This window comes from Polyangium jinanense (assembly GCF_028435265.1).
Taxonomy (GTDB): Bacteria; Myxococcota_A; Polyangia; order Polyangiales; family Polyangiaceae; genus Polyangium; species Polyangium jinanense.
In genome coordinates, this window is sequence record NZ_JAGTJK010000012.1 from 76976 (window position 1) to 91711 (window position 14736).

Consider the following 14736-nt stretch of genomic DNA (forward strand, 5'->3'; position numbering starts at 1 on the left):
CCTCCTACCGGATGCGGCCGCGCGCCGAGATCGGCCAAACCTCGACGAGTCGGTCGTCCTCGATCACGTGATAATGGTCGTGCAGGTTGATTGTCGTGTCGCAATGGCTTGGCACGAGCAGGACCCTGTCGCCGACCCGCAAATTGCTTCCCTGGTCGGCGAATTCGATCCGGCCGTGCTCGTCCCCCGCGAACACATACTGCGCGCCCTCGATGCCCCGCACCCGCGGCGGGCCGCTGTCGCTCGAGAGCGCCTTCATTCCTGCATCCACGATCACGTCCGTCGTCCGCGTCCGGCTCACGACCGTGGTCAGGACGAACAGCGCTTGCTCGAATCCCACGCCCTGCACCGTGCCGTAATGGTCGTCCATCACCACGTACGAGCCGGGCTGGATCTCGGTGATGCCCGGGGCTTCGAGGGCAAACGTCGACGTGCCCGTGCCGCCCGTCGAGACGATGTCGAGAGGAAAACCCGCGCCGCGGATGAGGTCCGCCGTGTCCGTGAGCTTTTCCATCGAGGCGCGCCAGTGTGCTTCGCGCTCGTCGCGGCTCTGCACGTGCTGCAAATGCCCCTCGTATCCCTGGAGCCCGACGAGCACGAGGCCCGGCATCGTCGCCACCTGCCGCGCGAGCGCGAGCGCCGGCTCCCCCGGCAAAACGCCCGTGCGCCGCTGCCCCACGTCCACATCGACGAGCACCGGGATCTTCTGCCCGACCCGCGTCGCGGCGTCGGAGATCGCCCGGGCCGCGCCCACGTCGTCCACGACCGTGAGGACGATGGCGTGCCGCGAGAGCGCGAGCAGCCGATCGATCTTCGTGCGCCCGACGATCGGCGTCGACACGAGCACCTCGGGGATCCCCGCGCGGATCATCACCTCGGCCTCGCCGAGCTTCGCCGCCGTCACGCCGATCGCGCCCGCCGCCATCTGCTTGTGCGCGAGCAGGGGGCATTTGTGGGTCTTCACGTGAGGGCGCAGGCGCACCGAGCCATGGATGAGCCGATCCGCCATCGCCCGGATGTTCCGCTCGGCCGCCGCGATGTCCAGGATCAGCGCGGGCGTGTCGATTTCGCCGACCGCCTGGCCTCTCGTCCATTCGAGCATGGTTGGTTCGTCCTCCTCACGTGCCGCTTTTGATCCCGAGCTACACCCCCATGTGCGCCGCGAGATCGAGGGTTCGCCTGTGCTCGGGAACGAGCTCGACGAAGCTCCGTCGATGCGCCGGCCGCGTGAGCAGAGCCGCGCGCTCCTCGATGCGCCGTCTCGCGATGGAGAGCGCGCGCCGCGCACCCTCGGTGTCCCCCGTCGCCGCGAGCGACTCGGCGAACGCGAGGCGCACGAGCCCCTCGCCCTCCTCGGCCGCGCCCCCACGCGCCGCGAGCGCGCTGATCGCCCTCTCCGCCATGTGCAGGGCTTCCGGCGTGCGACCCCGCAAGACCTCGACCATCGCGAGCACGCCTTGCGCGTAGGCGTGGAGGGGCATGCCCGCGAGCGCGTCCGCGGCCGCGCGCGCCTCGGCGTCGGCGATGTCGAGCTTGCGCGCATAGAGCGCGGCGATCGCGAGGTAGATCCGCGCGCCGGCTTCGAGCCTGCGGTTCCTCTGGAGGAGGGCGTCGCGGATGCTGCGCGAGAGGAGCGTCTGGGCCTCGTCGAGCCGGCCCGTGTGCGCCAGGGAGAAGCCGAGGTTCTGCTGGGCCGCGCTCACGATCTGCGAGAGCCCTTGCGCCTCGCCCGCTTCGAGCGCGGCGCGCGCGGCGAACTCGGCCTCGACGTAGGCGCCGATCGCGTTGAGCAGCGCGGCCTGGTTGCTTCGGTGGAGCGCGACGCTGCGCAGGTCGCCGATCTCCGTGAAGGCCTGGATGACCTGCTCCACCGCGGCGACCGCCCCGGCCGCGTCCCCCATCGTGTGCGCCCGCAGCGTGTCGGCCTCATGCAGGCGCGCGCGTGTGGACGGCTCGCGCCGCGCCTCCTCGTGCCCCGCGGCGATCTCGTGCAGGGACTCCGCGAGCTCGTGCCTCCCGAGCACGTACAACGCGGCCGCGACGCGCGCGCAGGCGGCGATCTGCGTCGGTCTCGGCGAGGTCCGCGGCGCGGAGACGACCTCGGAGAGCGCCGCCGCCACGGGCTCGAGCGTGCCCGGATCGCCGAGCGTCGTCGCGCACGAGGTGACCTCACTCGCGGCCGCACACCACGCGTCGGTGCCGCGCGGCAGGACCGTGAGCGCGTGCTCCGCTTTCCGCATCGCCTCGACGTTCTCGCCGCGCCATCGATGCGCCTCGGCCTGGATCACGAGCAGGCGACCGAGATCGTCGCCGAGCGCGCCGCAGTTGATCCCGCGCTCGGCAGAGGAGAGGGCCTTGCCGAGATCTCCGCCGAGGAGCGCTTGTTCGGCCGCGCGTGAGAAGTGCGTGATCGCTTTGTCGAGCTGGCCCGCGCGGAAGAGGTGCTCGGCGAGGCGCATCGGATCGGGCTCTCCGGCCGCCGTGAGCCGGCGCGCCGCGAGCTTGTGTCCGAGCACGCGGTCCTCGTCGGTGAGCATCGCGTACGCCGCCTCGCGCACGTAGGCGTGCCGGAACGAGTACATCTCCACGACGTTCTCGTGCCGCGTGAGGCTCACCTCGCGGAGCTCCAAGAGCTCGCGCGCGCAGAGCTCGCCGAGCAGCTCGGCCACGTCGCGCGTCTCCTCGCCGAGCAGCGCCGCCACGTCGCCCTCCGTGAACACGTCGCCGTAGACGCTCGCCGCGCGCAGGGCCCGCCGCGCGCGCGGATCGAGCTCTTCGAGCGTGCCTTGCACCATGGCGATCACGCTCTCCGGCAGCGCCTGATCGCGGCCGCGCGCGGCCGCGCGCACGAGCTCCTCCAGGAAAAACGCGTTCCCGCCCGCGCGCTCCACGATCTGCGTGATCACCGTGCTCTTCGCCCGTGGCCCGAGCGCCGCGCGCGCGAGCCTCTGGCTGTCGCCGTCCGCGAGCGGCGCGAGCGAGATCGTGAGCGGCCCGCGCGCGGTCCAGAGATCCGGGAACGTCCGCGCGAGCTCGGGCCGGCCGAGCGCGAGCACCACGAGCGGCAAGCGCTGCGCGAGCGCTGCGTCGACGAGGTTCAAGCTCGGAAGGTCCCCGAAATGCAGGTCTTCGAGCACGAGCAGCAGCGTGCTGGCGCGGCACTCGGCGACCACGAGCTCCTCGAACGATCGGCGGATCCGGTCGCCCAAGAGCGTCGCGTTGCGCCGCGCCGCGACGAGCCCCGGGCGGCCCTCGCCCTCGAAGGGCAAACCCGCGGCCTCGCCCAGAAACTCCGCCACGGACGCGGCGCGGATCGGATCGAGGTAGCGGCCGATGCGCGCCCGCAGCTTGCGCCGCGCGACCTCGAGCGGCTCGCCGGCCATCACGTTCGCCGCCCGCCGCAGCGTCCGCGCGAGGAGGCCAAAGGACGAGCCCGCCGCGATCGGATCCCCCTGGCCGATCCAGATCTCCACCGGCCGACCTCGCTCGCCGAGCCAGCGCAGGAGCTCGTACCGGAGGCGTGATTTGCCGATCCCGGCCTCGCCCGTGACGATCATCGCCCGCGGCACCCGCTCTCGCTCGGCCTCCTCGAAGATGCGCTGGATCGCGGAAAACTCCATCTCGCGGCCGACGCACGGCATGGGCTTGCCGAGCAGTGTCCGCGCGGGCTCGCCGACGTCGCGCTCGCCGAGCAGGAAGAGGCCTTGCTCGTCGCCGCTCACGTCGAAGCGCGCGCCGAGCAGGCCCGCCGTCACGTCGTCCACCGCGATCGCGTCGCGCGGCGCGCGCGAGAGCATGGGCAGGAAGGGCTCGATCGTCGAAGCCGCCGGCGCCTCGCCCGCGCTCTCCGCCGCGACGATCGCCGCGCGTTCACCGTCGACCCGATCGGCGAACGCGAGCGCGCATTTCGCGGCCCGCGAGGCCTCGTCCGTCGCGGCGCCCGAGCCGTGGAACGTCACGAGCTGGTGCCCGTCGAGCAGCTCGTCGACCGCGCCGCCGAACCCCGCGGCGACCTCCACGAGCGAGGTTTTTCCCGCGGAACCCGCGCCCGGCCCCTCTGGCAGACGCACGATGAGCACGCAGCGAACGCGCCTCTCGTGTGCCCCGAGCGCGCCGCCCGGCAGCGACGTGGCGGAGGTCGTGGTCTCGTCGAGGTCCGCTTCGAGCGCCCGCTCGATCTCCAGCGCGAGCGCGCCCGCGTTCGCCGGCCGCTCGGCGGGCGCGCGCGCGAGCATCCGCGCGAGCAGCGCTTCGAGCCACGGCGGCGCGTCGGGCCGCATCGTGCGTAGCCTCGGCGCGTCCTCGACGACCACACGCACGAGGTACGCGAGCGCGTCGCCGCCCTCGAAGAGCCGCTTGCCCGTGAGCGCGTGGAGCATCAAGCAGCCGAGGGCGAACACGTCGGCGCGCGCGTCGAGGTTTTGCGCGCCGCGCGCCTGCTCCGGCGCCATGTACCCCATCGACCCGAGCAAGACGCCCTTCTGCGTCAGCTCCTTGGCAGCCCCGCCGAGCCGCGCGATGCCGAAATCGATGATCTTCGGCCGCTCCAGATCGCCCTCGAGCAGGATCACGTTCCCGGGCTTCAGATCCCGATGCACGATCCCGCGCTCGTGCGCGACCGCGAGCGCCTCTGCGAGATGACGCAAAAGCCGCACGGCGCCGTCGATCGGCAGGGTTTGTCTTTGGATGCGCCGGTCGAGGCTCTGCCCCGAGGCCCACTCCATCGCGATGTAGGGGAAGCTCTCCTCGCGGCCGTGCGCGACGTACCGCACGATCCCGGGATGCTGGAGGGCGGCCATGATCTCCGCCTCGCGCTCGAAGCGCTCGATGTTCGCCGCTTCTTCTTCGAGCAGGACCTTGAGGGCGACGACCTCGCCCGTCGTGTGGTCGGTCGCGCGAAACACGCGGGCCATGCCGCCTTGGCCGACGACGCCTTCGACGACGAACCGTCCGTCGACAACCTGGCCCGGAAGCATGGGGCGCCAAGTATCCGCGCAAAGTTCGGCGCGGTCCATCCCCACGAAAGGGACGGGTATTCGTAGCGCGCGTCGAATTCTTGCTGGGAGCGTCCGGGACGCCCCCCGGCCCCGCGTGTCGCGAGGTCCGGGAGGGCAGGCGGGGAGGGTACGTCCTGTAAAACTACGGGTTGGCCGGCGGCGCGACGTGGATGCCGCAACGGTAGAACGTGCTCGCGACCTCGGCGTCCTGCGAGGCCGCCTCGACCTTGATCTTCAGGCTGGTGACGCCGGCCGGGATGTTCACGTCCTGGAGGAAGAGGTCCTTCGTCTCGCTCTCCGTGCCGATGCCGCCGGTGATCGGCATGTCGTTCGCGCCGAGCACCGAGACCTTGAGCCCACGCAGGCCCGAGCCCGAGCGCTGGCCGCCGCAGGCGACGCTGATCGTGGCCGAGCCGTCGGGCACGTCGACGGAGTAGTAATCGATGTCCGTCGGGGCCGCGTCGAGGTCGCCGTCGACGAAGTAGCTCGTCGTCGTGCCGTTCGGCGTGGCCTTCAGCGCCTCGGGCGTGTCGACGGCGTCGTTCGGCCCAGCCTCGAGCGCGTTCGAGCCCGTGCCGCCGTGGTTCACGAAGTAGAAATCGTTCTCCCCGGCCGTCGAACCAGCCTTGCGCGTCATGAAGAACAGGTAATCGGTCCCGAGCTCGCAAGGCACGGCGATCTGCGCGGGCGTCGCGGCCGCCGTCACGTCGACCTGCGCGAGCTTCTTCGTGGGATCCGCGGCCGTCGTCACGTACGCGATCACGCCCGACGTGGCCGTCGAGCCGCCGCCCGCGGTGCCGCCCGGATAGAAGTCGAAGTTGCAGACGGGGCGATCGCCCATGACCGTCACGGCGTCCGCCGGGACGTTGAAACTCCAGATGTCGACGTCCGCCGCGCTGCCGTAGCCGCCCCACTGGAGCGAGAGGTAATAGTTCCCGCTCTGCGGGTTCTTCGAATACTCGACGGCCGTGGCCTGTTCGGCCGCGTCGTTCGGCTCCGTCTCGGCCGCGATGCTCTCGAGCGACGCGTCGAGGATGCCCGCGCCGACCGCGTAGTCGTACGTGGTGATGTCGGCCGAGGGCGCGCAACCCGGCGCCCCGCCGACCCACACGTTGCATTCGGTGACCCGCATGCAGTACTCGTCGTCGTCCGACGCCGGAAGGATCGTGTAAAGCGCGCTGTCGTTGCTCGAACGCGGGAACGGATCGTCGTTCTCCGCGATCTGCACCCATTGCGCGCCCTGCTTCTTGTAAAGCGTGAGGACGAGATCCGGGTACGTGTTGTCGAATTCGTCCTGCGGGGGCTTCGCATCCGTCGAGAGGAGAATGGCTTGGCCCTTCGCGCCCTTGAATTTGTAGAAATCCTCGTCCGTATCGATCGGATCGAGCGTGTCCTGCAAACCGGGATCGTCGAGGAACAGCTCCGCCGCGGTATCGCAACTGATGTTCGAATCGGCGGGGGTCGAGCCGCCCGAGCCCGATTGCGCGACGCTCGACGAGCTCGAGCTCGACTGCGAAGCGCCGCCGGCGCCGCCCGACCCGCCTTCGCCGCCGGCGCCGGTGGGGTCCGACCCGCCACCACCGCAACCAACGCCGGCCGCGAGGACGGAAAGCCCGGAAGAAATGACGAGCCCAAGCAAAACGTTCCTGCGCATGAGACCTCCACGAGAGGTCCTGGGCGCGAGGGCTTGTCGCCGCGCTGCGCCGAGGACCGAAGAAGAACGATTCTTACTGCCCTCGGCCGGGCGCATCAAGGACGAAAAACCGCTTTCCACACGTGCGGTTCCGCTCGGAGTTCGATTTTCTGGGGAGTGGGATGCGACCGATACTTTCTTAACGCTCGACGGGCATTCCCATCACCCGGCGTACCTCGTCGAACGCGGCCGTGAAGCGTCCGTCCTTCCCACGTAACACGAGCGGCGGCTCGATTTCCGGGGCGCGAGCCGCGGCAGGGCGGCGCATTACATATATCGAAAAAAGTGGGTCCTTCCCCTCGCGCGGGACGATGTCGCGGTAGCGCTCGAGCACGAGTCCGGCGCCCGCGGCCGCGGCCTCGACACGCGGGCGCTGGCGTGAGGCGGCGCAGCCCACGAACGGCGCGTCCTCGGCGAGCAGGCGCGCCGCGGCGAGCGCGTAATCCTCCACGCCGCCACGCCATTCGAAGCGGCACGGGCCGCATTGCACTTTGCTCGACTCGATCCCCGTCCCCTTCGGCAGATACGGCGGCGTGCCCGTCACGAGCTCCGCGCCTTCGAGGCCCTCGGTCGTCGACGCCTCACGCAAGTCGCCGAAACGCACGGCGCACCGATCGTCGACGCCGTTCCAGGCGAGCGAGCGGCGCGCGAGGCCAAAGCTCACGTCCTGCGCCTCGACGCCCGTCACGCGCGCCTCCGGGAAGGCCCACGCGACGAAAAGGAGGACCGTGCCGATGCCGCAGCCGAGGTCGACGGCGCGGCGCGGGGGCGCGTGGCGCAACTGCTCGATTGCGTACCAGGCCGTGACGAGGTCGTCGGCCGACCAGCGGTGGCCGTCGACGCGCTGGAGAATGCGGAAATCACCGGCCAGGTAGCAGAGGTCCTCGCCGGGGCCGGGCCAGACGTCCTCGCGATCGGGCGTCCGCGGCTGCGGGCCCGGAGCGACCCAGCCGGCGGGGCGGCGCGCGGGGCGCACGATCCCCGAGGCCTTCGGGGCGAGCTGGTCCGAGTCGGATGCAGGCAGCATGGGGCCCTTGTCTACCACGAGGGCGCGGGGCGGCGCTATTCCAACGTCGCAGAAATGATCGGCCGGAGACGGACTCGATTGGGGTCGTCGATGCTACGGAGGGTCTCGGAGCGCGGGGCGAGTGGTGATACTCTCCCGCCTCGCCATGAAAACCTCTTCGATTCTTTCGGCGAGCCTTGCCCAGCACGTCGCGAAGCACATGTTCATGGCCGTCGTGAACGAGTGATCCAAAAGGAAAACCACCATGGCCGAGCTCGTTTCCCTCGCCGAAGATCTCTGGGCCGCGGAGCACCCCGTGAAGATGCCCGGCGGCGTCCGGATGGACACGCGGATGACCGTGGTGCGCCTGCCCGGGGAAAAGCTCTGGGTGCATTCACCCATTCCGATCGACGACACGCTCGCCGCCGAGCTCACGAAGCTCGGAAAGATCTCCTACCTCGTCGCGCCGAACCTGTATCACAACCTCTTCCTCGGCCGGGCTTCGGAGCGTTTCCCCGAGGCGCGGGTCTTCGCGCCGCCAGGGCTCGAGAAGAAAATTCCTTCGCTCCGCATCGACGAGGTGCTTTCCGCGGATACGCCCGCCACGTGGGCCGACGTCTTCACGCAGCGCCTCGTCGAGGGCGCGCCGCAGATGCAGGAGGTTGCGTTCCTTCACCGCCCGAGCAAGACGCTCGTCGTCTCGGATCTCCTGTTCAACATCGAGCGGCCCGAAGGACTCGCGACGAAGGTCGTGCTCACGATGATGGGCACGCGCGGCAAGCTCGCGCGGAGCCGGATGTGGAATTTCATCACGAAGGACAAGGCCGCGTGGAGGGCGTCGGTGCGCGAAGTGGTCGCGCTCGATTTCGATCGGCTGATCATGGCGCACGGCGAGGTCGTCGCCTCGGGCGCGAAGGCCCGCGTGAACGAGGCCCTCGGCCCGTACGTTTGAGCCCCAAGGAGACCATCGCATGACCGAGCTCGTATCCCTCGCCGAAGATCTCTGGGCCGCGGAGCACCCTCTGCGGTTCGCCGGCTTTGTCCGGATGAACGCGCGGATGACCGTGGCGCGCCTCCCGGGTGATGAGCTCTGGGTGCATTCGCCCATTCCGATCGACGATACGCTCGCCGCCGCGCTCGCGAAGCTCGGGCGCGTCGCGTACCTCGTCGCGCCGAACCGGTTTCACAACCTGTTCATCGGCGCCGCGTCGGCGCGTTTCCCGGAGGCGCGTGTCTTCAGCGCGCCGCGGGTCCAGGAGAAAATCCCCTCGGTCCGCATCGACGAGGTGTTATCCGAAAAGCCGCCCGCCGCGTGGGGCGGCGCCATCGATTTGCGGCACGTCGAGGGTGTCCCGATGGTGTCGGAGGTGGTGTTCCTGCACCACGCGAGCCGGACGCTCATCGTCTCCGACATCCTGTTCAACATCGAGAAGCCCGAGGGCCTCGTATCGAAGCTCGTCTACACGGCGCTCGGCACGAACCGAAAGCTCGCGATGGGCCGGGAGTGGCCGCTGATCGCGAAGGACCGCGCGGCGCTGCGCGCGTCGCTGCGCGGGGTGGCCGCGCTCGATTTCGATCGGCTGATCATGGCGCACGGCGAGGTCGTCGCCTCGGGCGCGAAAGACCGCGTGCAAGCGGCGTTATCGCCCTACGTCTGAGCCTCAGCGCGTCTCGCCGATCGTGCCGACCTGGAAGGGCCGTTTGCCCTTGGGCCAGCGGAGCTTCAGGAATTTCTCGCCGCCCTCGAACGTGATCTTCGCGCGGAGATCCGTGCCCTCGACGTAAGGCACGAGCAGCTTGCTCACGCCTTCCTCGGTGCTCGCTTTCGTCTGGGTTTGTCTGCGTCCCTTTTCGATGTCGAGGCCGGTGATCTTCACCTTGCCCTCGCAACGCATCCAGAACCAGCTCTCCAGGACCTTCGTCTTGCACCCGACCGCGCCCGAGCCCGTCACGAGCACCTCTTTTTCGGCAGCGAACGCCTCGTCCGCGGGCGCGGCGGAGATTCCCTCGACGTCGGGCAGGATCTTCGCGTCCTCCTCGGCCTGCGCCTTCGCGGCGGCCTCGGCTTTCGCGGCGGCTTCCGCCTTCGCGGCGGCGGCCATTTCCTCGCAGCGCGAGGTGTCGCGCGCCTCGAACGAGGGCCACGCGCCGCCATTGAAGAGCCGATCTTCGAGGCCACTCGCGCTCTCCGGCAGCTCGATGGTGAACGTCTCGTCTTTGATCCATTCGGGGTGCTCGAAAGGCCGGTACGTGAAGGCGGGCTTGGCCTTCGTCCCCGGGCGGAGCGAGATGACCACGGCGTCCGACGATTCAAGATCCGCGGCGGAAACCTCGTCGTCGGTCGCCATGCTGCCACCGCCGGGGAGCGCGCGATCGTACCGGCCGAGGTGCTTGTTGTTTTCGCGCCGGCCATTCTGCGGGCAGCCGATCATCACCCACTCGCGGACCTCGATCATCTTGCACGCCTCGACGAGATCCCCTTCGTCGTGGCCCTCCCAGCCGAGCTTCGCGATTGGCGCCTGGCACCATTCGATGGGCGTGGGGCGCGACGAGCGGACGATGTTCTTGGGCTTTTCGGACGCGGCCGCCGCGGTCGTCTCCGGCGCGGGCGCGGGCGCGGCTTCGCTCGGGGCGGGCGCGGCGACGGGCGTGGCGCTCGCGACGGCGGGCGCGGGGGGCGCCGGGTCTTTGCTGCAAGCCGCGAGAAGCAGGAGGGCCGCGGGGCCGAGGAGGCGAGGGGAGGAGGTCGCGCGTCGCATGAGGGTGGGTATTGTCGCAGAGAGTTGGCGCGCGTGTCGAGGTGCGCAGATGGATGGTTCTCGGGCGTCGTGATCGAGCGTAATCTCGTCGGGCGAATGAAAACGCATGAAGCTCGAATCGACGAGGCCCCGTGGCGCCCAGCGCGCGCGCTCGCGCATCCCGCGTGGTGGGTCGCGCTCGCCGTGCTCGCGGTGAACGATCACGTTTTGAAGGGCAGCAGCCTCGTCCCCGGGCTCGTGACGGGCAAGTTGAGCGACGCGGCAGGGCTGTTCCTCGCGCCCGCGCTGCTCGCGACGCTCGTCCGCGCGCGAAGGCGGCGCGCCGTGATCGGCTGTCACGTGGCCGTGGCCGTGGTGTTCGCGGCGCTCGAGCTCTCGGGAGGCCTCGCCGCGGCGTGGGACGCGGCGCTCGGCGCGCTCGGTTTGCCTTTCCAAACCTGGGCCGATCCGACGGATCTCTTCGCGCTTCCTTTCGTGGCGATCGGCTACCGGGTGCTCACGCCTTCGATGCGGGAGGTTCGAGCGGACAACCCGCGGCGTCCTCTGCGGCCGATCGAGCTCTTGGCGGCCGCCGTGGGGCTCGTGTTCTGCATGGCGACGTCGGTGGCGCGGCTCCATCAGGTGCGGCTGACGGGTCCGCGGGGCATGGTCCTCGCGGATGTGTTCGTGCACGTGCCTTCCGAGGAGCCGGAGATGCACGTGATGCTACGACGCCCGAAGGCCCCGCTCGATTGTGATGCCCTGCTTGCGGATCCGAGCCGGCTCCGGCCGGAAACGTTCGACGAGAAGCTCGCCGGCGTCGGGGTCGTGTTCGCGGGGGAAAACCAGGCGATCGCGCCGTCGGAGAAGTGGGGCGTCGAGCCCGAGCAGCGTTGCAACGCGGCGATGATCCGTGCGGAGAAGAGCGCGGTCTTCTCGTCGGCCGAGCTACCGTGGACCTATGTCCTCTGGGAGACGGGAAAGATTCCAATGCGGCCGATCCCCGCGACCCCCGAGAAAGGCGAGGCGCTGCCGGACGGGGCGCTCGTGCTGCGCGTGAAAAAGGGCGAGATCGAGCTCCGTCCGCAGGGACCGATATGGGTACGACGCGCGGACGGAGCTCGCTAGAGGGTCAAACCGATCCGTACATCGCGGCGAACGCCGCAGCTTCGCCCCGCAGCAGAATGTCGATGCGCGAGCTCGTGTTCGCGGAGGTGTGCAGCTTGCCATTGCGCACGTCGAGCACGGCGGGCACGTATTCGGGATGGCCCTCGCAGAGACCTCGTGAAAGAAGCGCGAGGATCACCGCGGTGCGGCGCGGCGTGAGCGGCTCGCTGCGGAAATAGAGCTTGATCAGGTGCGGTTTGCCCGAGATGACGAGCCCGAGCTCGGGGTTCACGTCGATCTCGAGCGCGCCGAGCGAGAGGCCCGCGCGCGCGGGCTCGAAGAAATTCATCGGGCCCTCGGCGAGGAACGCGCGATATCCGGCGACCACGAGCGGATAATGCTTCTGCCGCTTCTCGTCGTCCTGCGCGCGCGCGACGTCCGAAAGCGTGGAGGCCGGCAGGCCGTTCTTGTGCATCTCGACGATGGCTTCCCGGATCGGACGATAAAAGTCCGTGCTGAGCTCGTCCTTGCGCTCCTTGTACTCGCGCACGCCGGTGAGCTTGGGCGTCCCAGATTTCAGAACGAAATCGACGAAGTACGTCAGCGAGACCTTGTCCATCGGATCCTCCTGGGCCGCGGAGGCGCTCTCGGCCATCACCGTCGCGCGCCGTCCGTGTCGTTTCCAGATGATAACACGGAACCTCCGTCCGTCACGGTTTTTCATCTTATGCCGTGATGAACAATGTCCGGGCCGTTTCGAGGACGAAAAATGTCCTACCGATTGTCCTTGTCGAACTCGGGGTAGAGCAGGTGGGGCTTGCGGCGCTCCGAAAAAGCCTTGAGATCCTGCTCGTAGAGCGCGACGAGCTTCGGGAGGTTGTCGCCGCGGACGAGCGCCTCGTGGACGCGGGCGCTGCCGAGCAGGGTGAGGACGCCGGAAGGTTTCCATTCCTCGGGAGAAAGCCTGCGCAAAGCGATCGCAATCGCGAGGCCCACGCGGACGGGCTCGATCTTCGCGGGATCGGTGACGTCGAGGGCGACGCCTTCGCACGGCACGCCGGCGTGGGTGCTCGACGTGGGGGTGAAGCGGACGGGCGAGAATCGCACGCCGGGGAGGCCGAAGCGCGAGAGCTCGGCGGCGAGGCGCGGGCCGGAGAGGAAGGGCGCGCCCACGCGCTCGAAGGGCTTTTCGGTGCCGCGCCCGACGCTGACGTTCGTCAATTCGAGCAGGCCCACGCCGGGATAGAGCAGGGCCTCGGTGACGCTGCGCAGATTGGGCGAGGGGTGGATCCAAGGGAGGCCAGTCTTGTCGAAGCGGAAGGAACGATCCCAGCCTTCGAGGGGCACGACGTGGAGATCGGCGCCGAGCTTCTTTTCGCCGTCGAAGAGCCGCGCGAGCTCGCCGACGGTCATGCCGTGACGCACGGGAATCGAATGGTACGCGACGAACGACGCGCGGCCGGGATCGACGAGCGGGCCCTCCACGACGATTCCGCCGAGCGGATTCGGCCGATCGAGCACGACGAAGCGGATGCGGCGTTTCGCGGCCTCTTCGAGCGCATACCCCATCGTGCTGATGTACGTGTAAAACCGGGTCCCCGCGTCCTGCACGTCGAAGACGAGGGTGTCGATGCCGGCGAGCATGGCGTCCGTGGGGCGGCGATCGGTGCCGTAGAGGCTATGGATGGGCAATCCCGTGCGGGCGTCTTTTCCGCCGGGGACGAGGGCATCCTTGTCGGCGCCGAGGCCGTGCTCGGGGCTGAAGATGGCTTTGAGCTCGAACGATTTCGAGGCGGCGAGGACGTCGATCGTGCGCTCGCCGCGCGCGTCCTTGCCCGTGTGATTCGTGATGAGGCCGATCTTGCGCCCGGCGAGGACACCTGCGCCGCGCGCTTCGAGGACATCGATGCCGACGCGGACGCGGGCGACGGGCGGGCTTTGGGGGATCACGGCCGCGGCATTCGCGACGTCGCGGCGCAGGCGCGTGGCGTCGCCTTTGCCGTCCGGATGGAGGCGGCTCGCGAGCAGGACGACGGCGTCGCCGCGGCGGACGTCGAGCCAGAAGGCCGTGCCCGTGAAGCCGGTATGCCCGACCCCGCCGAAGAGCGAGCCGAGGGCGAGGCTGCGGGAGGAAGGTTTGTCAGGGCTGCCTTCGGGGAGCGGCAAAGGCTCGAGCTCGGTCATGGCGCGGACCGAGGTCTCCGCGAGGATCCGGCGTCCGTCGAATTCGCCGCCGCCGAGGAGCATCCGGACGAACCGGCCGAGGTCGTCGGCGGTGGAGAAGAGCCCCGCATGCCCGGCCACGCCGCCGAGGGCGCGGGCGCGCGGGTCGTGGACCTCGCCGAGGAGCAGTTTGTCCGCGACGCGCTCGGTGGGCGCGGCACGCGCGCCGAGCCGAGGTTCGGGGCGGAAGGTGGTGTCCTTCATGCCGAGGGGCTCGAAGAGGTTTTTCCGGGCGAACTCGTCGAGGGGCTCGCCCGAAGCGCGACGGACGATTTCGGCGAGGAGGATATAGCCGAGGTCGCTGTAGACGTAGACCTCGCCGGGAGGGTGGAGGAGCTTGGTTTTCTGGATGCGGGCGAGGGCGCGGGCTTCGCCGTCGGCGTACGAGGTGATCGCGTCGCCGGCGGGGAGGCCGGAGGTGTGGAGCAGGAGGTGGCGGATGGTGATGCGTTCGCGATCGTCGCCGGTGAAATCGGGGAGCCATTTCTGCGCGGGGTCGTCGAGGCGCAGGGATTTTCGCTCGGCGAGGAGGAGGATGGAGCTCGCCGTGGCAATGGGCTTGGTGAGGCTGGCGAGGTCGAAGACGGTATCCGGGGCCATCGGCGAGGGGGAAGGTTCTTTCGCGCGGAGGCCGTAGGCTTTGTGGAGGACGACGTGGCGCGCTTTGACGACGAGGAGAACGGCGCCCGGGACTTCGCCGCGATCAATGGCGCCGCGGATGGCTGCGTCGAGGCGGGCTTCGGCGTCGGGGGGGAAGGTGGGGAGGGCGGGGGCGGAGGCGGGAAGGGTGGCGGATGCGGTTGCGGGAGCGGAAGCGGATGCGGATGCGGATGCGGTTGCGGATGCGGTTGCGGTTGTGGCCGTTCGGTTCTCGTCGGGGCGCGGAGGCTCCGCGCAGGCGGCGCACAGGGCGAGCGCGAGGGGGAGAGCTTCGAGGTTTCGCGCCGCGCTACCCATGTTCGGATGTTAGCA

10 protein-coding genes are annotated in these 14736 nt (G+C 69.6%); 3 read left to right on the forward strand and 7 right to left on the reverse strand.

The window, feature by feature from the left end; all coding sequences use genetic code 11:
- Positions 1 to 4: 4 nt before the first annotated feature.
- The 4 genes from KEG38_RS22880 to KEG38_RS22895 all read right to left on the reverse strand — a co-directional run bounded on the left by KEG38_RS22880 (position 5) and on the right by KEG38_RS22895 (position 7717).
- Positions 5 to 1102, reverse strand: a complete 1098-nt coding sequence (locus KEG38_RS22880) for a DSD1 family PLP-dependent enzyme (RefSeq protein ID WP_272421861.1) — start codon at positions 1100 to 1102, stop codon at positions 5 to 7.
- A 40-nt stretch (positions 1103 to 1142) separates the two neighbouring features.
- The gene (locus tag KEG38_RS22885; protein WP_272421862.1) at positions 1143 to 4976 is read right to left on the reverse strand and encodes a serine/threonine-protein kinase; all 3834 of its coding nucleotides are present in this window, start codon (positions 4974 to 4976) and stop codon (positions 1143 to 1145) included.
- A 163-nt stretch (positions 4977 to 5139) separates the two neighbouring features.
- Positions 5140 to 6651, reverse strand: a complete 1512-nt coding sequence (locus KEG38_RS22890; protein WP_272421863.1) for a hypothetical protein — start codon at positions 6649 to 6651, stop codon at positions 5140 to 5142.
- Between the two features lie 178 nt (positions 6652 to 6829).
- The gene (locus KEG38_RS22895) at positions 6830 to 7717 is read right to left on the reverse strand and encodes a methyltransferase (RefSeq protein WP_272421864.1); all 888 of its coding nucleotides are present in this window, start codon (positions 7715 to 7717) and stop codon (positions 6830 to 6832) included.
- 244 nt (positions 7718 to 7961) lie between these two features.
- On the opposite strand from KEG38_RS22895, the gene KEG38_RS22900 reads away from it, so the two are divergent.
- Together KEG38_RS22900 and KEG38_RS22905 are read left to right on the forward strand one after the other, a co-directional pair.
- The gene (locus KEG38_RS22900) at positions 7962 to 8648 is read left to right on the forward strand and encodes a DUF4336 domain-containing protein (protein ID WP_272421865.1); all 687 of its coding nucleotides are present in this window, start codon (positions 7962 to 7964) and stop codon (positions 8646 to 8648) included.
- A gap of 19 nt (positions 8649 to 8667) precedes the next feature.
- Positions 8668 to 9354 carry a DUF4336 domain-containing protein gene (locus KEG38_RS22905; RefSeq protein WP_272421867.1) on the forward strand — a complete coding sequence of 229 codons (687 nt, stop codon included), beginning with the start codon at positions 8668 to 8670 and terminating at the stop codon, positions 9352 to 9354.
- A gap of 3 nt (positions 9355 to 9357) precedes the next feature.
- On the opposite strand, the gene KEG38_RS22910 is transcribed toward KEG38_RS22905, so the two are convergent.
- Positions 9358 to 10455: a hypothetical protein gene (locus KEG38_RS22910; protein ID WP_272421868.1), complete on the reverse strand. Its 1098-nt coding sequence runs from the start codon at positions 10453 to 10455 to the stop codon at positions 9358 to 9360.
- Positions 10456 to 10551: 96 nt separating this feature from the next.
- On the opposite strand from KEG38_RS22910, the gene KEG38_RS22915 reads away from it, so the two are divergent.
- On the forward strand, positions 10552 to 11562 hold the full coding sequence (locus tag KEG38_RS22915) for a hypothetical protein (RefSeq protein WP_272421869.1): 1011 nt from the start codon (positions 10552 to 10554) through the stop codon (positions 11560 to 11562).
- Between the two features lie 4 nt (positions 11563 to 11566).
- Here the strand turns inward: KEG38_RS22915 and KEG38_RS22920 are convergent, their stop codons facing one another.
- Entirely contained in the window at positions 11567 to 12196 is a 630-nt protein-coding gene (locus KEG38_RS22920; protein WP_272421870.1) for a hypothetical protein, read from the reverse strand.
- A 119-nt stretch (positions 12197 to 12315) separates the two neighbouring features.
- Positions 12316 to 14721 carry an exo-beta-N-acetylmuramidase NamZ domain-containing protein gene (locus KEG38_RS22925; protein WP_272421871.1) on the reverse strand — a complete coding sequence of 802 codons (2406 nt, stop codon included), beginning with the start codon at positions 14719 to 14721 and terminating at the stop codon, positions 12316 to 12318.
- Between the last annotated feature and the right edge of the window lie 15 nt (positions 14722 to 14736).

Bases quoted from the DNA above. Each gene is read 5' to 3' on its own strand.
- KEG38_RS22880 (WP_272421861.1), bottom strand. From the start codon at position 1,102: ATGCTCGAATGGACGAGAGGCCAGGCGGTCGGCGAAATCGACACGCCC.
- KEG38_RS22885 (WP_272421862.1), bottom strand. From the start codon at position 4,976: ATGCTTCCGGGCCAGGTTGTCGACGGACGGTTCGTCGTCGAAGGCGTC.
- KEG38_RS22890 (WP_272421863.1), bottom strand. From the start codon at position 6,651: ATGCGCAGGAACGTTTTGCTTGGGCTCGTCATTTCTTCCGGGCTTTCC.
- KEG38_RS22895 (WP_272421864.1), bottom strand. From the start codon at position 7,717: ATGCTGCCTGCATCCGACTCGGACCAGCTCGCCCCGAAGGCCTCGGGG.
- KEG38_RS22900 (WP_272421865.1), top strand. From the start codon at position 7,962: ATGGCCGAGCTCGTTTCCCTCGCCGAAGATCTCTGGGCCGCGGAGCAC.
- KEG38_RS22905 (WP_272421867.1), top strand. From the start codon at position 8,668: ATGACCGAGCTCGTATCCCTCGCCGAAGATCTCTGGGCCGCGGAGCAC.
- KEG38_RS22910 (WP_272421868.1), bottom strand. From the start codon at position 10,455: ATGCGACGCGCGACCTCCTCCCCTCGCCTCCTCGGCCCCGCGGCCCTC.
- KEG38_RS22915 (WP_272421869.1), top strand. From the start codon at position 10,552: ATGAAAACGCATGAAGCTCGAATCGACGAGGCCCCGTGGCGCCCAGCG.
- KEG38_RS22920 (WP_272421870.1), bottom strand. From the start codon at position 12,196: ATGGCCGAGAGCGCCTCCGCGGCCCAGGAGGATCCGATGGACAAGGTC.
- KEG38_RS22925 (WP_272421871.1), bottom strand. From the start codon at position 14,721: ATGGGTAGCGCGGCGCGAAACCTCGAAGCTCTCCCCCTCGCGCTCGCC.